Source organism: Shewanella sp. 10N.7 (genome assembly GCF_020806285.1).
GTDB lineage: Bacteria > Pseudomonadota > Gammaproteobacteria > Enterobacterales > Shewanellaceae > Shewanella > Shewanella electrodiphila.
This window is the reverse complement of record NZ_JAJGZS010000003.1, coordinates 62,196-83,266: the sequence shown is the minus strand read 5'-3', so window position 1 is coordinate 83,266 and position 21,071 is coordinate 62,196. Positions and strand designations below refer to the sequence as shown.

Annotated in this window: 15 protein-coding genes and 1 riboswitch; of the genes, 5 read left to right on the top strand and 10 right to left on the bottom strand. The window is 40.9% G+C overall.

Annotation, left to right across the window (positions count from 1 at the left end; translation table 11 throughout):
- Positions 1 to 39 precede the first annotated feature (39 nt).
- The 3 genes from LMH66_RS03270 to LMH66_RS03260 all read left to right on the top strand — a co-directional run bounded on the left by LMH66_RS03270 (position 40) and on the right by LMH66_RS03260 (position 3,364).
- The gene (locus LMH66_RS03270; protein ID WP_229368521.1) at positions 40 to 1,707 is read left to right on the top strand and encodes a DUF342 domain-containing protein; all 1,668 of its coding nucleotides are present in this window, start codon (positions 40 to 42) and stop codon (positions 1,705 to 1,707) included.
- Between the two features lie 20 nt (positions 1,708 to 1,727).
- The gene (locus LMH66_RS03265; protein WP_229368520.1) at positions 1,728 to 2,108 is read left to right on the top strand and encodes a DUF4144 domain-containing protein; all 381 of its coding nucleotides are present in this window, start codon (positions 1,728 to 1,730) and stop codon (positions 2,106 to 2,108) included.
- Positions 2,109 to 2,233: 125 nt separating this feature from the next.
- Positions 2,234 to 3,364: a site-2 protease family protein gene (locus LMH66_RS03260; RefSeq protein WP_229368519.1), complete on the top strand. Its 1,131-nt coding sequence runs from the start codon at positions 2,234 to 2,236 to the stop codon at positions 3,362 to 3,364.
- 181 nt (positions 3,365 to 3,545) lie between these two features.
- On the opposite strand, the gene LMH66_RS03255 is transcribed toward LMH66_RS03260, so the two are convergent.
- From LMH66_RS03255 to LMH66_RS03245, 3 genes are all read right to left on the bottom strand, one after another.
- Positions 3,546 to 4,685 (bottom strand): succinylglutamate desuccinylase/aspartoacylase family protein, encoded by a 1,140-nt coding sequence (locus LMH66_RS03255; protein WP_229368518.1) that lies wholly within the window; start codon positions 4,683 to 4,685, stop codon positions 3,546 to 3,548.
- Between the two features lie 21 nt (positions 4,686 to 4,706).
- A complete protein-coding gene (gene lysC, locus LMH66_RS03250) occupies positions 4,707 to 6,056 on the bottom strand; it encodes a lysine-sensitive aspartokinase 3 (protein ID WP_229368517.1) in 1,350 nt (449 codons plus the stop codon).
- Between the two features lie 141 nt (positions 6,057 to 6,197).
- Positions 6,198 to 6,374, bottom strand: a riboswitch (Lysine riboswitch).
- A gap of 502 nt (positions 6,375 to 6,876) precedes the next feature.
- Positions 6,877 to 7,311, bottom strand: coding sequence for a DUF3293 domain-containing protein (locus tag LMH66_RS03245; protein ID WP_229368516.1), 435 nt, complete (start codon positions 7,309 to 7,311; stop codon positions 6,877 to 6,879).
- Positions 7,312 to 7,991: 680 nt separating this feature from the next.
- Between LMH66_RS03245 and arcA the strand changes: the two genes are divergently transcribed.
- Positions 7,992 to 8,708: a two-component system response regulator ArcA gene (arcA, locus tag LMH66_RS03240; RefSeq protein WP_102526580.1), complete on the top strand. Its 717-nt coding sequence runs from the start codon at positions 7,992 to 7,994 to the stop codon at positions 8,706 to 8,708.
- Between the two features lie 284 nt (positions 8,709 to 8,992).
- Here arcA and LMH66_RS03235 read toward each other — a convergent pair whose 3' ends face one another.
- On the bottom strand, positions 8,993 to 11,212 hold the full coding sequence (locus LMH66_RS03235) for a S9 family peptidase (RefSeq protein ID WP_420709398.1): 2,220 nt from the start codon (positions 11,210 to 11,212) through the stop codon (positions 8,993 to 8,995).
- A 162-nt stretch (positions 11,213 to 11,374) separates the two neighbouring features.
- Complete coding sequence (locus tag LMH66_RS20390) at positions 11,375 to 11,509, bottom strand: hypothetical protein (RefSeq protein ID WP_267869067.1); 135 nt, start codon at positions 11,507 to 11,509, stop codon at positions 11,375 to 11,377.
- Between LMH66_RS20390 and LMH66_RS03230 the strand changes: the two genes are divergently transcribed.
- Positions 11,508 to 12,500, top strand: coding sequence for a class 1 fructose-bisphosphatase (locus LMH66_RS03230; protein WP_229368514.1), 993 nt, complete (start codon positions 11,508 to 11,510; stop codon positions 12,498 to 12,500). The genes LMH66_RS20390 and LMH66_RS03230 overlap by 2 nt on opposite strands.
- 91 nt (positions 12,501 to 12,591) lie before the next feature.
- Here LMH66_RS03230 and LMH66_RS03225 read toward each other — a convergent pair whose 3' ends face one another.
- The 5 genes from LMH66_RS03225 to LMH66_RS03205 form a co-directional block, all read right to left on the bottom strand.
- Complete coding sequence (locus LMH66_RS03225; RefSeq protein ID WP_229368513.1) at positions 12,592 to 13,347, bottom strand: thioredoxin family protein; 756 nt, start codon at positions 13,345 to 13,347, stop codon at positions 12,592 to 12,594.
- Between the two features lie 144 nt (positions 13,348 to 13,491).
- Complete coding sequence (locus LMH66_RS03220; protein WP_102526584.1) at positions 13,492 to 14,736, bottom strand: dicarboxylate/amino acid:cation symporter; 1,245 nt, start codon at positions 14,734 to 14,736, stop codon at positions 13,492 to 13,494.
- A gap of 579 nt (positions 14,737 to 15,315) precedes the next feature.
- A complete protein-coding gene (locus LMH66_RS03215; protein ID WP_229368512.1) occupies positions 15,316 to 16,536 on the bottom strand; it encodes a phosphoenolpyruvate carboxylase in 1,221 nt (406 codons plus the stop codon).
- Positions 16,533 to 17,222 carry a condensin complex protein MksE gene (locus tag LMH66_RS03210; protein ID WP_229368511.1) on the bottom strand — a complete coding sequence of 230 codons (690 nt, stop codon included), beginning with the start codon at positions 17,220 to 17,222 and terminating at the stop codon, positions 16,533 to 16,535. The genes LMH66_RS03215 and LMH66_RS03210 overlap by 4 nt, the downstream gene beginning before the upstream one ends.
- The gene (locus LMH66_RS03205) at positions 17,222 to 20,896 is read right to left on the bottom strand and encodes an ATP-binding protein (protein ID WP_229368509.1); all 3,675 of its coding nucleotides are present in this window, start codon (positions 20,894 to 20,896) and stop codon (positions 17,222 to 17,224) included. Before LMH66_RS03205 ends, LMH66_RS03210 begins: the two co-directional genes overlap by 1 nt.
- Positions 20,897 to 21,071 lie beyond the last annotated feature (175 nt).

Below are 21,071 nucleotides of genomic sequence, written 5' to 3'. Positions count from 1 at the left end.
ACCTGATAACCTTCTCAGGCTATGAATAAAAGGTATTTTATGTTGGATTGGAGCTTAGCGGTTTTTAATGAAAACCAAACTCAAGTTGAGTTTCGTGTTATCCCCAACACTCATGGGCCAGTGTCTGAAGACGATGTCAGTAAACTGCTAACTCAACCTGAGTTTGCCATGCTGCGCCCCATGCAGCACAACATTCATAATGCTGTTGCCGAAATCAATGCGCTATGTGGTCAAGATAACGGTCAACATGAGTTATTTTTTGTGATTGCTGAGCGTGCTGATGGCAAAGTCATCATAGATATAAACGAAGATAAAATGTCTGCCTCGATGACGTTAGAAGCAGCTTGGGGTGGCAAAGATCCATCACTGCCAATGATCCTCAACGGACTTAAATCTTACAAAGTAAAAATGGGCTTAAGTAAGCCGAAAATTCAATCTCTTATTCAGCAATTAGCCATTCTTCCCCCTGGTGAGTCTTGTGACAGTGTTATCGCCGTCGGTAAATTACCCGCTAACGGTATTAATGCTAGCTTGATTAGAAAAGTTCCACTTGCTCGTGAGCGATTATTGCAACCACAAGAGCGTGAAGACGGCTCGGTAGATATGCGTAACCTAGGCGCCATGATAATGGTTAAACCTGGTGATGTATTAATGGTTAAAACGCCTGCAACTTCTGGCACTGCTGGATATAACATCCATGGTGAAGCCATATTACAGGTTGAAGGAAAAGATCTGTCGATGCAGCCTGGTAGCGGCACAGAAATCGACCCTGAAGATCCATATAAACTGATTGCTACGGTGGCAGGTCAGCCTGTTGAAAACAAAAAAGGTATGCAAGTCGACGACGTGCTGCAAATTAAAGATGTCGACGTAAAGTATGGTCATGTTGATTTTGAAGGCAGTATTTTAATCACAGGTGACGTTCATGAAGGTATGAAAGTAAAAAGCAGTGGTGACATTACGGTCATGGGCTTTGTTGAATCAGCAACCTTAGAAGCCGATGGCGATGTTATTGTCAGCAAAGGCATTATTGGCAGGCAAATTAAAGAGCAAGAACTCAGTAATAACATCACAGCTCAAGGGCAAATTTGTGCTCAGTTCGTACAATATTCAAATTTAACTGCCCACAGTGATATTTTAGTGACTAAGCAACTTCTGCATAGTCATTCGCAATCGGATAGCGTTATTACTGTCAGCGATCCTAGCGCAAAGCGCGGTGATTTAGTTGGCGGTAGAGCAACCGCTAAAAAAGGCATAAAAGCTGTCGCCTTTGGTGCAACCGCAGGCACAAAAACAGAACTTTATTGCGCTATGCACCAAACTGAGCTTAGAGCAGAAGTTAAAGAGTGCGATGCTAAAGCGAAAAAGTTAGTTGTAATGGGGCTTGATATCGAAGCTCGGCTCAGAAAACTTCCGCCTAAATCAGAATGGCAAACTGACGCTGGCATGATAGAGCAAGTGAAAATGATGCTCGATGAAAAGAAAGAAGTCGCGAATAACCGTGCTAAAGCAGAGTCTGAGTGCAAACAGTTACAACAAGAGGTCGGAGGTTATTACAGCAAGCACTTTATTCAAGCTGAACAGCATATTTTCTCCAATGTCGAAATCCATATTGGCCCTGCTCAAAATCGAACCCAAAGAGAGCATGGACCTTGTCAGATTAAAAACCTTCATAATGAAATCAGTTTTGATTACGGTAGCCATTAAAACTGATGGTGATAAATGCTATGGATAACATTTGTTGGCCTGCAATTATCAAGCAACAAGAAAGTGAAGAGCTGATTTATCTAGCCAGTGAGAGAGATTGGCTAGAGTTTTGTTACTTGCAACCACACATCTATGATCACCAAGATCAGCTATTAGACACTGCAGGGCTAACCTTTAATATTGTTATCGAACCGACGATAGACTCAAGCTTGATGCAGGTACCACAACCCACAGCGGAATTACCTCAACTTGAAATAAGCCAACACCCTATCGATATTGTCAGTTTTATCCATTTGGTTCGACAACACGCAGTATTAAACGGCCATTGCTGTAGCGCTAAAATTGTTTTTAGTGATATAAAGCAAGGGATTGAAGCTGTCGCTTATCTTGAATCTATTTAGCTTGAGTCGCCTTTGCCTATCAGGCAGAATGCCTAGCGTTTTTAATAATTGCATCGAACAATGTATCAATTAAATCACACCACCAATCATCAACTTCTCATCATAACAATGGAACAGCTAAATTTATGGAACTGCTGAATATAGAATGCCTTGGTAAACGCCTACGATTAGAAGGCTCCATGGCGGGCTGGCAACAACTATATTGGGACAATCAATTAGTCTCGCAAAAGTCAGCATCTGTAGATAATCAGGCTTTTAACATACATGAGTTTGAGTTATCACGGCCCGCTTCCATGCAAACATCGAGCACTGATGATGTCATTACAGAAGCCAGTAGAAACATCATAAAAGTCCGTCTCGAAGCCGATGTGCAATGGCAGCCGTTTCTCATCAACTATGTAGTGCTCGTCGATAAAGACACCATTGCTGAAGGACAACGTAATACCAAGGATATTGAACAACAAGTTCCTGAAGTTGCCCCAGTAAAAAAACAACAATTCAGTATGGTGGGATTGGCATCTTTAGGATTTAAATTACTTAAAAGTGCCAAAGTGGTTAAAGCGATGCTGGCAGCTGCGAGTGTTGCTGCCTATTCGTGGCTTTTTTCAATCGAGTTTGCCTTGGCATTAATCGCTTGTTTGGTTATCCATGAGTACGGTCATATCAAGGCAATGAAACACTTTGGCATGAAGACTAAAGGCATCTATCTCATCCCATTCATGGGTGGTTTAGCGGTCAGTGACGAGCGCATTAATACCCGTTGGCAAAATGTAGTGATATCTATCATGGGGCCCACATTTGGCTTAATAATGTCGATAGGTTGCATGATAGCTTACTGGGTCACTGGCAATATATTCTTCGCTGGCCTCGCTAGTTTTAACGCCTTACTAAACCTGTTTAATTTACTACCAATTTTACCTTTAGATGGCGGTCATATTTTAAAAAGCATTACTTTTTCGATGAACAGCATGGTCGGGCTTATCGCCTGTATGGCTGGCGCAGCAATCGGTGTGTTCATAAGTTACAGTTTAGGTTTAGCATTACTTGGTTTCTTGTTATTAATCGGTAGCCTAGAAATTGTGTTTGAATGGAAAACCCGCCATCAAAGTCACTTATTACCGTTAGATAGATACGGCCAGATATTTTCTACGATTTGGTATTTTTTAACTGTGGGTATTTTGATTGGAATTATCTGGTACTTTGCAGGCTCTGGTGACGACATGCTGGCTATGCCACTTGAAATATTGAAGAGTTAACAAGAATTAAAGTGGGTTATTTCGAAAGTTTAACCCACTTACCTTACGCAGTTTATATTGGTATTGAGTGTCCCAAATGATAGCTAGGTTCTAGTACTAGTCCTAAGCTCTAAACTCTAAACTCTAAACTCTAAACTCTAAACTCTAAACTCTAAACTCTAAACTCAGGAAAAATCATACATCATTTAATCTCAAACACATTCGTCATCACTTTATACAGCTCTGTACCTTGATGCACTGATGCCGAAGCAAAGTGCAAAACAGGCACGCAATCACAAGGTAAACTCACTGACGTTAACGCTTGTTCTGATCCATATTGATCAAGTCGCAATAGGGTAACTAACGGCTCACCTGCTGCCAGCGGCTTGCCCACTTCTGCACAATATTCTACTAATCCCGCTTTTGGTGCATGAAACTTTTTGTAGTCTTTCAAATAACAGCCCCAGCGAGACATCTCAGCTGGTAGCACTTTCTCTTCAATCACACCTCGGTGACTCAAATAAGCCAAAATTCCTAGCGCATCTTCTTTAGCGTCGGCCATATCAATGCGCTCTTGGCTAGCCAGTTCTAAGGTAAATGCGGCAACAGGTACATCAAAATGACGTTGTTGCGTGGCGCAATATTGTTGAAGTTGCCACCATGGATAAAAAGCGGCTTCGTCCATCGCACCGCCAAATTCATTTGGAATTATCAATGAAAAGGGAATAGAGAAGAGTCCAGCGGCTTCAACATCATATTCAGGACAATATAAATGTTTGGCTGATTTCGGACCAGTATGTAAATCTAATACAATATCAGCGTCGTGGGCCATTGATTGCAAGGTAACAGCAAGGCGGTGTCCTGTACTTACGCCCCAACTATTGGCGATACGTTGCTGACAGCTACGAGTTAATAATTCACGAAAAGCCGCAACTAACTCAGCATCTGATAATCCTTGGTTTAGTTCAAACCATTGAGGAATATTGCTAATAATATCCGCATGTTCATAATATTCACGATTCCAATTGACCCCAGTGATCGGGTCAAACCGCCCCAGGGTAAACTCACCACTTTTTTGGTTAATACCTAGTGGGTTAGCAAGTGGAAGACAGCGAATATCACCTAAAATAGTGTATGATTCTAGCAAGGTCATTAGCTGATAAATAACCGCATTACCTTGTACTTCTGCGCCATGAACATTTGCTTGAATGTACACAGAAGGCGCAGCGCTATCGCTTCCTTTAAAACTAAACAAAGGCGCTGTAAGCGCTTGACCAGTGGCCAATTCTCCCAACTCAACTTGCGAAGTCAGTGCTTTAGAAGTACCGGTTGATGCTGTCATTTTTAACCTTATTGGCATTACTTATTCAAATAGATTTTGATGCAATGAATTTACTACATCTGCCGCTTCTGATTCCGCCACTAACACACACAAGTTGTGTGGGCTCGCGCCTTGACAGATCATGCGAACATTATGGTTTTCTAGTACTGAGAATACACGACTACATATGCCAGCTGTTGAAGCGATTTTATTACCAATAATCGCGACTAAAGCGAGATTATCTTCTACTCTAACTCGGCAATGCTGTGATAACTCTTGCAATAACGACTCACTTAATAAGCCTTGACCGCTTGAATCTGAACCGGTTTTATCCAGTGTCAGCGAGACATTAACTTCTGATGTGGTAATTAAATCAACAGATATTTTGTGCTTAGCAAGCGTTGCGAAGGTTTCCGCTAAAAAGCCCTGAGCATGTAGCATTTGTAAGCTATGTAAATTTAGTAATGTTTGATCACGTCTTAAAGCAACGGCGCGAAAAACAGGGACCTCTTCAACTTGATGACGGATCCAGGTTCCGCCCTGCTCAGGTGCTTTACTTGAACCTACAAAGACTTGAATTTTTTGACGAACAGCAGGAAGAATAGTCGCAGGATGCAATACTTTGGCGCCAAAAGTCGCCATTTCAGCGGCTTCATTAAAGCTGATTTCAGGGATCGGTCTAGCATTAGGGGCCAAACGAGGGTCAGTAGTATAAATACCAGCAACATCAGTCCAAATCTCTACCGCATCAGCTTTAAGCGCTTCAGCCAATAAAGCTGCTGAATAATCACTGCCACCACGGCCTAATGTTGTCGTGCGCCCTTCACTGTCTGCACCAATAAACCCTTGAGTTACAATGACCTGTTCATTTAAAAGCGGCGCTAAATGTTCAGCGGCTAAAGAAGCAATACTCTCTATCTGCGGCTCTGCACGGCCAAAGTGACTATCGGTTCTCAGTACTTGTTTTACATCAAATGCACTCGAAGGCGTGCCTTTTTGGCGAATAACTGCTGAAAATAACAATGAAGAACATTGCTCACCCATTGAGAGTAACTCATCAATAATGGCTTTGCTTCTATCTAGCACTAACGCATCACTAAGTACTGACATTCTACTGAGTAGCTTATCAATTGTTGCCGCCACATCTTGTGGGCGCTCTAGCTTATCAACAATGTCATATTGAACTTGGGCAATTTGAGTCAACAAAGCCATACGGCGTTGGTCATTTACGTTGGCTTGAGTCAACTCAACCAGTAAATTAGTCACGCCACTTGAGGCACTCACGACAACAACACGAGTATTAGAATTAGCAAGAATGATATCTGCACAGCGATTCATTGCAGAAAAATCGGCAACCGATGTGCCTCCAAATTTAGCAACAACTAAACTCATGACAGCACCTCAGCAATAGGCTGACTAGCATTTACAGATTGAACAATAAGATTTAAAAACATGATTACGCTCCGAACTTACTTCGTTCGAAGAGCCTGGTGCAGTGATAACGCACCCTTAGAGAAGGGAAACAGCAATCTTTTCACCAGAAGCTCTCCACCAATTAATAGGTGACAATCGTTAGGATTCAGCCTAATCGACCGATATGAAGTTAAACCAATCACTTCGAATATCTCGGCGCTAATCTCCCTCATAAGTCATCATCGGAATAGGTTTTCCTCAGACTCACTACCTAGCTAACGCTCCTCTTCTGTTTCTCCCAATGGAAGAAAGTGAAAAATACCAATAAATGACCATCTAAGTCAATTCAGACTTGTAATAAAGTTACTAAATAACAGAATACTGAAAATACGACATTTAAATGCTTAATCAAACAGGAGAGCTTTTTTGAAGGAATTGATAAGATAAATACTTAAATTACAGCAACAAAGAAGAATACAAAAAACAATCTAATGGATAGTTGAAGCAAATATTATACATATGCAATAACAAAAATGGCGATTACTGCTCAATGATGTCTTAAAAGGGTTTATATACCTCGCCAATGAATACGTATTTTCAATGCAATTGTGAACCGTCAGTAGGTGATAAATAGTTAGCTCTACAATCCGCTTTCAGAATGAAGCTAATATTCAACCTTAATCAGCTCTTGCTAGAATAAAACCTACATAAAGATACCATTAACGGCTTCTGAGCAGAGATCTCACCTTAATCAACAATACCTAATTAACAATACCTAATTAACAACAATACCTAAAAATTACTCGTGCAAATCTGGTAGTTCATTCACTAGCTGGGTACGTGTTGTAAAGTCGCCAATCATCACTTCATCATCTGGCGCATCTCCGCAAGCCACTAAAGACAATAAACCTTGGTTCACATAATAAATCGCATGTTGTTTGAACTCTCGCCCTAATTCTAACGCCTGCTGTTTATCAATAAAGACTGCCCAGCTTTTTTCCATATGCGATAAATCAGGAGCTGCGCCAATAAGTGAACGATATGGACTGTTATATTGTTCAATTTTTCGCTGTAAACGACGGTCTAATAACCGATTTTGGCAAGGAGTGAGCACACTACCAAGAGGATTGTGTGCGGTGACAATGGCGAAAGGAATATCATTAGATAAGCGCTGCGTGAGTAAAAATTGTGTTCCTTGATACTTGTGCCAAAGGCTATCAATTAAATTATCCATTATCTAATATTCTCTGTTAATCCCAGTTAAGTGTAGCAAACCCTTATTCACGCTCATAGTCCATGTGATGCAAGTCACAAGAATAATAATTAAATTAAATAGCAAAATCAAAGGCTTATTAAAAAATTCAATTTTGTAACAATTCTAATGCGTAAATTTGTTAACATTTCATTTGTTAACAAATGCCTAAAACGAGTACAATAATCACCACTAGCTAGATTTTGCTACATAACTATAAGTTGTGGCACAAGCTGTTACATTTATCGGTACATTTTTTCACCATTAAATAATCAAGCTTGAGCATTTTGTTCTACATTTTTAGATAACATTAAATATAGAACATTATTAAATTGCCAAGGAACTTTTATGAGCAATTTAATCTCATAGTGTAACGAATCATTGTTTTAATAGATCTTTAGACTGATTGTGAGTGAGTTAAGACTCAGCATACAATGAGAATATGGATTTTTTATGATCACATTTATGTCACGTATGTCTCTTTTAATAATGTATTAAGCTGAGTGTATAATGTAGCTAGTCATGAAGCGTGTTTTGTTCAGGGCAGACATAGATAAACACCTATCGTGAAATTTATAAATTATCGGCGTTTCATTAATAAACACGCCAACGCCCTAGTGCAACATGACTAGAATCAATTGTTTTTAATTTAGGTAAATAACATGCAAAACCCACACATTCTTATTGTTGAAGATGAAGCTGTAACCCGTAATACACTGCGTAGTATTTTTGAAGCAGAAGGGTATGTAGTAACTGAAGCAAACGATGGCGCAGAAATGCATAAAGCCATGCAGGATAATAAGATTAATCTTGTTGTTATGGATATCAATCTTCCTGGTAAAAACGGTTTATTGTTAGCTCGTGAACTTCGTGAAATTAACAATATCGGCCTTATCTTCTTAACTGGTCGTGACAACGAAGTTGACAAAATTCTTGGTCTTGAAATTGGCGCTGATGACTACATCACTAAGCCATTCAACCCACGTGAATTAACTATCCGTGCTCGCAACTTATTAACTCGCGTTAATAGTGCTGGTGCAGAAATCGAAGAAAAAGGTTCTGTAGAATTCTACCGCTTCAATGGTTGGAGCTTAGAAATCAACAGCCGTTCTTTAGTAAGCCCACAAGGTGAATCTTATAAGCTTCCACGCAGTGAATTCCGCGCGATGCTTCACTTTGTAGAAAACCCAGGCAAAATCTTAACTCGTGCTGACTTGTTAATGAAGATGACTGGCCGTGAGCTTAAGCCACATGACCGTACTGTTGACGTAACCATTCGTCGCATCCGTAAGCATTTCGAAAGCTTACCTGATACGCCAGAAATCATCGCGACTATCCACGGTGAAGGCTATCGTTTTTGCGGTAACTTAGAAGATTAATTTTCGCTTATTGCGGAAATAAAAAAAGCCAAGTCGATGACTTGGCTTTTTTATTGGCTGTAATTCAGCTTAACGGACAAACTATATTACGAATATTCTTTGACTAAAGCTCAATCTCGAAACGAAGGGGTAAGCTACGTTTTAAATACCGAGACGTTACTTCTTATGAATGTAGTTTAACTAACCGAATTATTTACGCCTTTTGTCTTTAAACAATTCAATTAAGCTCATTAAACACAAAGCCCCCGCTATCACATTGAGGGCTATTAGTACCGCTACCGTCATTACTTCAACTCATTTTCCAAGAAAGCAGCCAACGACTTATAAAGGTGATTTCTAACTTTTTCACCACGCATTGAATGTTTCGAACCTGGATAATCCATCATCTGAAATAATTTACCTTCATCCTGCAAGGCTTTATAAACGCGTGTGCTGTTTTCAAACAACACATTATCGTCAGCCATGCCGTGATACATCATCAATCCTGATTGATAATTTTTCACATAAGGTAAAACACTACTGGCATCATAACCTGTTTGATTTCTTTCAGGATGACCCATGTAACGTTCTGTGTAATGCGTATCATATAAACGCCAATCTGTGACCGGTGCGCCAGATATTGCAGCCTTAAAATAATCAGGTGCTTTAAATTGCGCCATCAATGCCATGTAACCGCCATAGCTATGACCATAAATCGCAATATTGTTTCCATCGATATAAGGCAGACTACGTAAATGATCTACGCCCACTTTCTGATCTTCGACTTCTGCATCGCCCATGTTTTGGTAAATAACATATTCAAACTCAGTACCACGGTGCGCAGAGCCACGATTATCTAATTGAAATACCGCAAAACCTTGTTGCAGTAGATACTGAGTAAAGTAATCCGCTTCGCTCCAACTATTCACCACTAATTGCGCGTGAGGACCGCCATAAACGCGAACAACAACAGGGTATTTCTTACTGTCATCAAATGGTACAGGTTTGAATAAACGATATTGCAGTGCTTGGCCATCTTCAGCTTTTAGCTCTCCAAACTCAGGCATTTGCCAAAGACCCGCAAAGTCATACAAAGGGTGTGACTGATTAACTTCATTTTGCTCAACCCAAGCTAATTGCTTACCTTTTTCATCGTGTAAGCTCACTTGTGGCGGCTGACTTAGGCTATTAAAGTAATCTAAGTAAACAGGTTTATTATCTGCAAATACCGCAGAATGCATGCCGTTACGGCTGGAGATTTTTTCGATTTCGCCACCAGCTAATGGCACACGGTATAAATGACGTTCAACTACAGAATCTTTACGACCAGAGAAATAAACCCATCCTGCTTTTTCATCAACTAACTCAAGCGCATCAACCGCCCAATCACCTTGGGTTAATTGCTTTAATACTTTGCCATTTAAATCGAATAAGTAAAGGTGGTTAAAACCATCTCGCTCCGAGGCCCAAATGAATGACTTTTGCTGTTTTAAAAACTGTAAATCATCATTGAGGTTAACCCATGCTTCGCTTCGTTCAGCCACTACCGTTTTTGCAAGGTTATTGCTTTTAACATCTACAATGCGTAAATCAAGCGCTTGCTGATCGCGGCTTTGCCACTGAAATGATAAATGCTGACTATCAGGTAGCCATTTGACTCGCGGCAAATAAATATCTTTTTCTTTACCTAAATCGATCCATGAAACTTGTTGCTCTTTTCCTTCTTTGGCAAGCGTAATCACGCCTAACTCTATTTCAACGTTTGTTTTACCCGCATATGGGTAACGCTGCTCGGTGAGTTTAATCCCATCTGCATAAATTTCATTGCGAGTGACTAATTCAACGCCTGACTCATCAATACGAGTAAACGCGATAGATGACTCGTCTGGCGACCACCAATAACCTGTCATACGGCCCATTTCTTCCTGGGCGACAAATTCTGCCATACCATTTTTAATCGGACCTTTGCCATCAAAGGTCAACTGAGTCAGTTTTGAGCTAGCGAGTTCTAGTACATAAATGTTTTGCTCTCGCACAAAAGATACATACTTACCTTTTGGCGATAGTCGCGCATCAGTAACGAAACCTTCGCCAATATCAAGCTCCACCGCTTTGTTATCAGCAATGGTAAAATAATATAAAGTGCCAGCAGCTGGGATCAATAATGCTTCGCTGTCATCAGCCCAGAAGTACTCCATGATCCCTTGACCATAAATACGTTGGCGCTCACGGCGTGCTTTTTCTTCATCTGATAATTCACCCGAAGCTAATTTATCGGCATTGAGTAAAATGCTGCGCTTTGCCGTTGCAATGTCCATTTGCCATAAATCGTAGAAGTGTTGATTATCTTCACGACTTGCAAGGTATGTCACCAATCTACCATCTGGAGACAACTTAAGTCCTCTAGGGCTTGCACCAGCTAAGGCTGGCGAAGCATGAATTCGTTCGATAGTAAGCGGAGTGTTATTACCTGTCATATTCATTGTTGAGGCCAATACGTAGGTCGAGAAAAGAGAACTAGTCATTACTAGCGGAATTACGGATAACACTGAAAGTGCCGTAGATTTCCATTTCGTCATCATGGTCATTCCTTACAAAAAATGATGGTGTAAATTTCTTATTGTTATTATTTTCAATTTAACCAAATACCAACCTAAAGTAGGTATTTTGCGTGAGTTTATAACAAATCAGTCCGAAGTCATATATTGCTCATCTTTTTCACGCTGTAATGTCACCCGAACTAAGGTATTATCTGTGGCAATAAAATAGAACATTAACCACTGGTTACCGACCTTAACCTCTACTGTCTTAGGAACAAGCATGCAAACTTTGACACAAACCCTTACAAAACAAGCTGTATCAGAATCTCTTTCACAATTAATTTTGAGCTTAGCTGACTGTTCAAAAGAAATTAGCCAAGCCGTTCGCCATGGCGCACTAGCAGGCGTTTTAGGTGCAACTGAACAAGAGAATGTCCAAGGCGAAACACAGAAGAAACTCGACGTTATCACCAACGATATGCTCAAAGATGCACTCAAAGCCGAAGGTAATGTGCGTGGTCTAGCATCAGAAGAAGAAGACTATGTGGTTGAAGTGAATAAGCAAGGTGAATACTTGGTTTGTTTTGATCCATTAGATGGTTCTTCAAACATTGATATTAACTCTTTGGTAGGCACTATTTTCTCAGTACTACCAGCACAAGCTGGTGAGTTTACTGAAAACAGCTTTTTACAAAATGGTCGTCAGCAAGTTGCTGCTGGTTATGTTCTATATGGCCCATCAACCATGATGGCATTAACGACAGGTAATGGCACTCAACTTTATACTCTAGACCCTGATACAAACGAATTCTTGCTAACAGATCCGAGTGTTAGCATCAGCCAAGATACTGCTGAGTTTGCCATCAATATGTCAAACCAACGTTTTTGGGAAGCGCCAATGCAAACTTACATTAGCGATTTGTTGCTAGGTAAAATTGGCACTCGTGAGAAGTCTTTCAATATGCGCTGGATTGCAGCCATGGTGGGTGATGTACATCGCGTGTTATGTCGTGGTGGTATCTTTATGTATCCAACCGATAACAAGAACCCTGAGAAGCCGTACAAGCTACGTTTGATGTATGAAGCTAACCCAATGGCATTATTAGTAGAACAAGCCGGTGGTAAAGCCTCAACTGGTTATGGTGACATCTTAGATATTGAACCAGAAGCCATTCACCAACGTGTAGCGGTAATTTTAGGGTCAGCTAACGAAGTTGAAACTTGCTTAAGCTATCACGGTCTTGATTACAGTAGTGAACCTGAAATCAGCTAAGCTGATTATTTTAGACCTCATCTTTTAAGTGGGGTTTAACTAAAAAACCGCCAGTTGGCGGTTTTTTCATTTCGAGTGTTTGGCCCAGTTATTACTGCCAGCTAAAAAGAGCATAATCGGGCAAATTCAATTTTGCTGCAGGATCTTCGGCTAACTTTAGTTTCATTGCGACAATATCCTTTTGTAATTGCGTGCGAAATTGCCACACTTCAGTGGCGACAGCTTGCAACTCATCTGATTTATCTGTATTCCCCTCCCTTACTGCAGCCCAAATAGGTCTTAAATGATCAAAGCCCTGCTTCATTTTCGCCACATTTTTTTCGGTAAATTGATCAATTTCCGCAGAGCTATGTAATGGCGCGACTGGTTGGCGACCAATACTTGAAAAGAATGCTAGATAGTCATCCATGGGAACACTGTCAGCACTTTGCCATTTAGATAAGTTTACCTCATTGAGGAGTTGACTGGTTTCAGGGTTAATCACCATCACAGTCGGCGTGCCAAAGTAGGCAGGATAAGCATATTTTTGAGGTAAAAAGTGTATGTCATTAAAGTAGCCTACATCAACAAACACAGTTTCAAAGCGATCGGATAGTATGGTTTGCATTTGATTTGTCGAAAACTTAGCAGCAAGACCACGGCTGTCATGGCACCACTGTGCGCCCATCACCACCAATAACAATTTACCATTTGCTTGAGCAGTAGACTGCGCCGATGCTACTCGCTCCATATCATTATCATGAGCAATAAACGTATATTGTGGCAGTACTTCACCATGATGCGTTGTTGACTGACATCCCATCAATAACATTAATGATAATAAAATAAATCCAATCCCTAATTTCACGCAACCTTCCCTTTATTTTTATGATAGTTAACTAAGCATATACAAAAAAGGTCTGCTAATGCAGACCTTTTGTTAACCCCATGTTCAACGAACGGTTAAGCATAGGGTTAACCGTTCGTTGAGCCCCAAAAGACTCAATCAAACTTAAGCTTTTTCAGCTTCAATCTGGTGCGGTTTTTCAGTTTGGTCGACAATGGTTAATACCGCTGTATCACCAACAACATTACATGACGTCAGCACCATATCAATGATACGGTCTAACGCAGCGACAATAGCAAACGCTTCAACTGGTAATCCCATTTGGTGAATAAGCACACCAATCATCACCATACCGCCACCAGGAACACCACCTGCACCCACTGACAATAAGAAAACACTGAACAATAAGGCTGGAATTTGATCGCCACTAATAGGCATACCAAAAGCATTGGCAACAAAGAAGATTGCAATAGTGATGTAAATTGATACACCGCCCATGTTCATGGTCGCGCCCAGTGGCACACCAAAACCAGCAACTGCGCGGTTAACACCTAACTTATCAGTTAAGGTACGCATGGTCACTGGAATGGTGGCATTTGAGCTTGCAGTTGATAGCGAGAACAAGATTTGTTCGCGGGTTTTTTCGCGGAACTGTTTCGCTGTTACTTGGGTAAAGAAGCTTACTGCATATGGATAAACCACAAAAATCCACAGTAATAACAGACCAAGAATTAACAATAAATATTGCACCACGCTGAAGAAGATTTCAGGCTCTAACGTCGCACCAAGCTTGAACATCAATGCAAATACACCGATAGGGGCAAGGTTCATCACCACTGAAATCAAACGCATCATAATGACGTTAGCGGTTTGAAAGCCCTTCACTGCGCCTTTGGCAACTTCACCTAATGACTTGATCACGCCGCCTAGCAATAGCGCCATGAAAATGACTTGCAGCATATTGCCTGACGTAAATGCAGAGAACGGGTTATTCGGTACGATATTGACAATCAAGGTCATCAAATTAGGCAGTTCAGTGGCGGTAATATCCACACCACCAGCACTAGACATATCAACGCCTTTACCTGGCTCGATTAACATTGCTACCGCAAAAGCAGCCGTAATCGCCACTAAGGTATTAATAATGTAAAAGCCAAACGTTTTGCCACCAAGACGGCCGAAGCTTTTTAGGTCTTGTAGTTCACACACGCCGCAAACAATACTGACAAATACTAGCGGCACCACTAGCATCATGATCATATTGACGAACATTTTACCGATGCCAGAAGCGACTTCGACTAATGTCCCCGAAAAGAACGCCACATCATTTAGCGCAAATTGAACGATACTACCCAGTAGTACCCCTAAGAATAACCCGATAAAAATTCGAGTCGATAATGATTTGGTCATAATTTTCTGTATTCCTAGTTCAAGCCGACTTCAGAAAGAAAACACCTAAAAACGACGATAAAATTTGTTTTAATTATTTTTAACGACAAGGATACTGAAACAAGATGCAACATAATTCAATGTTAGAGATCAATAAGTTGTTATAAGGAATGAAACTAGATATTTACAGTGAGGTATAATTGACTGTTTTAAAACAATTAAATCATGAAATTCAATAAAATTGACTGTTATGCCAGTTTTCAAAACCAAAACACAACTCCATAACAGCGAGATCAGTTAGTTAAATTACCAAATTAAGTTAGATACACTGGCTTACTGCAATATTTTTTGCCTTGATGCCATAACACTCGTAAGCAATAACATTTGTTACTAAATGAAATTAATCATAATGTTATCAGTAAGGTCGATAAATGTATCAATATAAAACCATATGAGTCGCTACTGTTAAATCATCACAGTAATTTCAGTTGGCTAAATTCCAGCCAATAAAAAAGCAGTTAAGTTGCCTTAACTGCTTTACCCGCTAACAAGCTTATTTACGTTTTGAGCGCCTTTAACGCAAATTCAAAGCTCGTCTTTTTATGCTAGCCATAGCTCAACATCGTGGATCATAAAGTTACCATTATAAACAGGATCAGGTTCACCTATTGGTTCCAACTCAAAATAGGCTTTATGCTCGTCGGGTAAGCCTTCATAGCCACCAATAACTTGATACAGCCAGTTTTCGGATTCCCACTCAAGCTTATTCGCTTGTAAATACTCAAGCGCCGATTGGCGAAGACCTGAATCAATGACTTCACAGAAATACTCATCGACAGCTAGCTTCAATGGATTATCTGGGATATCAAAATCTTCCACTGCAGTCATTATGGTTTCAACATTATGCTCACGCACTTTGCTTGGTAACAAGTCCCGACTAATGGCTTTAATTTTTGATACCGTATCAAGCAAGGTTAACTCATGCTGACTGTTATGCACATCAACACTGGCAGGCTTGATGATCGCTTCAGCGCAATTAAACAACCTAGGAACATGCTTATGTCCAACATGATTTTCTGGTTGATAATCAGGGTGTAAATCTGTGTGCAGTAAAAAACCTTTCAACAATCGAGTTCGGCCTTGGATTTGTCTAAATCGCCCTAAAAGTTCCAATAACCTGCCCTGCACCGCACTTATTTCTTGAGTACACTGACTTAAAGTTTCTTGCAAGTTAGTGACCAGCAAACGTCGTAACTCACGAATATCACCGGCAATCTCACTTAATTCGCTGAACTGGAACATCTCCAGACCGTTAAGTAGCTCAGAGACCTGACTTTGGGCTAATTCATTTTCGCGAATTTTAGCGTTAATACTTCCCACATAGCCAAACTCATTATTGATCCGGCCCCATAACACCCTGATGGAGTACCTTAGGCTATCGGTAAAGCTATAAACATGTTCACTTAGGTCAGCTAAATACGCTTCAGCGGCACTGTAATCGATATTATGACGGGCTTCTTTATAATGATCAGCCAAAGTCTTGATGGTGCTAAATGCGGATCCCACATTAGAATCAATCTGCCGATTACGTTCATCACTTAAGGCTTCTTCTAGTAAAGCTCGCACCGAGCGTTTTAGTCGCAGCTCTTCGTCTGGTTCTGGTCGCCATAAAATACCGCTCTTTTTCAGTTTCTCAATCACCGCAACATCATGAGTAGATTCACTGACCGAGCCTGCTAAATAGGCATCCATAACCACATCAGCATGACGACTGAGCTGTTTGAGCAGCTTAACCCCGGCTTGATGTAAATTATTACTCATACTAAATCCCGTTGCGTGGCCGTTTCAGCTTGAGCTTCAAGACTTAGTCCTTCGGTTTCATCAATAAAGCGAATAACCTCATACAGGTAATCAAGCTTACCCGTGGCGATGTAAATCTGCTTTTCGCTGTTTGGCTTAATCAAGTAACCCAGTTCAACTAACCGCTTAAATACCAATTTAATTTGGTTATCGACATTGCTACTGGTTGAGCCAAATAGTCGATACTGGCTTAATTTAGCCAATTGCTCCATAAAGGCTGGCGTATCTTCGATACGGGCCTGCAGCTCAGTTAATCTTATTGGTGCGCCTTCACTTAAAGGTGCATCTTGGCCACTGCTCTCTTGCACCAGTACTAACCATTCCACCAGCGGAATTAACGCTGAACAAATGTCTTTAAACTGACTCGAGATAACCTTCTTTTCTTGATCACCTAGTTGCTGGTAACCACAAAAAAATACATCGCCTTCAGCAGCCGATGAAATCGTGCGATTAATTTGATTAAGATATTGCTCAACCTTTTCAAAGGTAGTGCTATTTTTAAGCGCGCGCCAACCATCTTCATTGGTTGTGCGGCAAATAAACTCGCCGCGTAACAACTGTTCAATCAATACCCCTGTGCCGACCAAAGGCGTGTCTGAAGAGACAGAGTTTAATGAGTTTGAAATAGACGTTATAGACTCAGACATTACACAGCCTCCTTGTTAGCTCGTTGGCTTAATCGTTCTGCCAGAGGATTACTTTTAGGCTTAACCACTTGCAGTTTTCGGGTTTGTTTATTGATAATATAGCGGTTAGCAAACAAGTTAAGCACTTCAGATTCTGGGTTAGGGAAGGCGCCCAAAACACTGATATTGTTATTCACACAAGCATCAAAAATCTTCTTCACATTGGTGTGATGCAAAGTGCCTAATTCATCAATTGGCCAATGAATAGTGACATCTGCTTTACCGCGTAATAAGCGCGTAAATGCCAATAAGAACTTACACAAGATTAAGTAAGCCATACCATGACTTGATGACTCATTAAGCTGTCTATCGGTGCGGATAATCAAATCGCTATTGCCTTCTTTTAGGCGCAATTCAATTTCCAGTAATTTAGCAATACCACCAGATAATGCGGAGCGACCAATGATGTCTAATGCTCGGCGCATACTTGAGGTGTAATGCTCATCAGGCAATTGGCTAAAACCATCCGCTTTCCATTGTTTAAAGGCTTTCACGAACACTTCTAATTCTGGCCAGAACTCTAACTCACTAATACGTGAACGAATTCTCACTGCCGACTCTGAAACACCATCAAGGAATAACTCTTCGCCGACTTCGCGAGTAATCCGCGCGCTTTGTGAGGCAATACGGCGATCGATATCGGCGAGCACATCATAATAAGCGGTTAAATCGATACCAAAAATACGCCCTTGCTCACGAATAGCCATCAGTGATTGCGGCACCATCACATTCAGTAATTGCTCAAGTTGCGGCACTAACTTACGGTAATCCAGTAAACGGATCCCTTTATCGTTAGTAAAGCTCGACTCATCCCGAGCACGCTCCCAAAACTCAGCTAAACTCGAACCGGATTTACTGACAATCACCGAGTCAAAGTGTTCAACATATTGCTTAACTGAACCCAATAAATAGTCGCGTTGCAGAAGTAACTCTTCACCTTGTCTTAAGCGTTCGCCAATACTGCCATCAGCTTCATCTTTACTAGGTGGTAGTTTCAATTCCGCTAATTTGCGCATCACTGCACGTAATTTAGTTAAGTTTTCTGATGCATCGACTTGCGCAGCATCCGAAGCTTTTTTCTTGGTTTCAAGCTGCTGTTTACGTTGCTTCACATCTGCTGTTTTATTTGCAAGCTGCTGCTCTAACTCTAGTGCGGCTTGTTTGACTTTAGATAAGTCGGTTTGCAGTTTAGGTTTAGTGATCATCCATGCATTTTGATACCAATGGTCATAACGCAACACATCACTTCGACGTTTTTCAGCGTTACTGATTTGGCTTTCTAATTCACGGATGTTTCCTTTAAGCGCAACAATCGCTGCTTCATCGACACCGCGAGATTTAAGCTCATTCTTATACCAAGTATCACAAGCTTTCTGTTCTTGTTTGGCGTTACTGCGGCGAGTCTCAATATTGGCTTTGATTTGCCCTAGTTGGTTATCCAGTGCGCCAACCACATCTTGCCAGTAAGCATTTTTTTCCATTCGCGCTTCAAGCGCTTGCTCTTTTTGCTCAGATAACCAAGCTAAATGGTGATTATGTTGTTGCTTAAGTTCGTTATCTAACTGAATAAGACGCTTGCTTGCATGGGCTTTTCTATCAGCCAAAGCTTGATTGATTTGCTCTTGAGTACTGCGTTTTTCATCAAATAAACGCCTAACATCTTCACGACTATTTTTATAAGCTGTGCGGGCAAAGGTAAGCTCTTTATTAAGATTATCGAGCTCATCGTTGATGGCAACCAGCTGATCTTCGTGCTCAGCTTTAAGCTCTTCAGCTTGGGTTAAAGCATCTTCAGCTTTATTGAGCCTTAAACGTAAGTCCTGTTCAGAGGCGGCATAATCTGGCACCTCAATCGCTTTAAGATCTAAGCCAATACCAAATAACGACTCGTCATTATTTCCTGAAACACTTGGATGTAAGTCTGTTCGATGGAGTAATTCTGGCGCAATCACTTTTCCAAAACTTTGCTCCCAGCCCGGTGATTCTTTGCGTAGAAACTCAAGTAAAGTATGTGACTGAGGAAATAAAACCTCTTTAACATCATCCACATCGCTTAGCCGCTCATTTACTCGAACACTGGCGATACGTAATGCTTCGCTGACTTGATCGCGCTTTGCTCTGAGTTTGCGTTCATCACTCGATAAACGATCGACTTTTTGATTACAAATTTCTTGCTCTTCATCGGCGCGACTAATTCGTTCATCGAATACCGCCAGCGTCATTTTTTCTTCTTCGGTATACGTTACGCCATCAATCTGATGACTTAACTCACCGCGAGTTAATTTGAGTTGGTACTCTTGTTCAGCAAATGCCGCTTTACCAGCATCGGTTTTATCACGCCATAAATTCTCTAATGCCGCTAAATCTTCTGACGACGCTTCACGCTGACTATCGCGGTTTTCACGCGCTTCATCTTGCTCTTCATGAAGAGATTCCAGCTCACGGTGCAGTTGCTCTGCAATTTTGCTGCGACGAGAACTGTAAGCTGCTTCAATATCTTGGTGCTTTTCAGTTTGTAGCTTATGGCGCTCTGTGAGGTTTTCTAAATCACTGCGCCAATTATCCAAACTGTCTAAATCAGCTTTAGCTTGCTCAATATTGGCATTTAAAAAGCCTTCGTATTGATCTTCAATGGCATCCAGTTCAGCTTCATACTTACGTGTGTCACCTTGCGCAAAAGATAACTCCTGACTGATCTCATCACGTGCTTCTTTCCACTCTTCATCTAATAATCTCAGCTGTAAACTGGCATCTTTAGATTCATTTTGATTGATATCTTGTCTCTCAGCTTCAAAGGTTTCATCTGCGCGATAACCTTTAGCCAATGTCCCTAAACGCAATTCAGCGCTCAGTAACTGGTTAAATTCTTGTTCTAATTTCTCAAACTCTGGGCGAATTTGTTCAAAGCCTTGTACCAATTGGCTTTCACGGATCCAATTCTCGACACGCTGCGGATTAAGGCGAGACGTTGGCGGATTAACTCCGTCTTCTTCTAAAATAGCCGCAACCATCGACTTAACGGTTTCCATTTTTCCTTCTTTGGAATGGACCGCTTTAGCAAGTTTCTCTATATGACGTAATGAATATTCACTGTCACACAATGAAAAGTGATGCGCATAGGTGCGTAACTCACCTTTATTACCACCTGTAGTTAATAAACTGCGATCGTGTTGGATAATCGCACGATATTCACGGGTGTTCAGTAGATTAGTATGAGTGACTTGAGCACGTTTCATTTCTCGGCCAAGTTCAGCCATGGTATGACAAATAATTGTATCGCCATTACGGTTTTTAACGTAATCATCTAACTCGAAGCCTTTAGCAATAAAGCGATAGTTAACGCCTTTGCCGTCACCAGCTGACGCCATAACCGCTTGATACAACTTGCCATCACTCTTTTGATACTCATAAATGATATAGCTTGAATCGTGAGGTAAGTACCAACGCTCGAAACTGTCACGGGTAGAAGGAACAACGCGGCTTGGGTATTCGCCATAAAACACGGGAACCAGTCGCTGTAACGTGGTTTTACCCGACGCATTGGTACCACAAATATTAGTGTGTCCATCTAATTGAAGTTCTACTACACCTGGGAGGTGAGTATTAATTAACACGATTCTGATCAAGCTTGGCATTGGAGTCCTTTTGCGCAGTCAGCTAAAGCTACAAACTAGATTTTAAGGCACTTTTTAAGCGCTTTTCTTATGAGCTTGGCTTATGATTTTTTACCTATTGGTAATAAGTTAAATCAAAGCGATGAATGAAGCAATTTCGCCGATTATAATGTTTGAGATAATACGCTAACAAGAC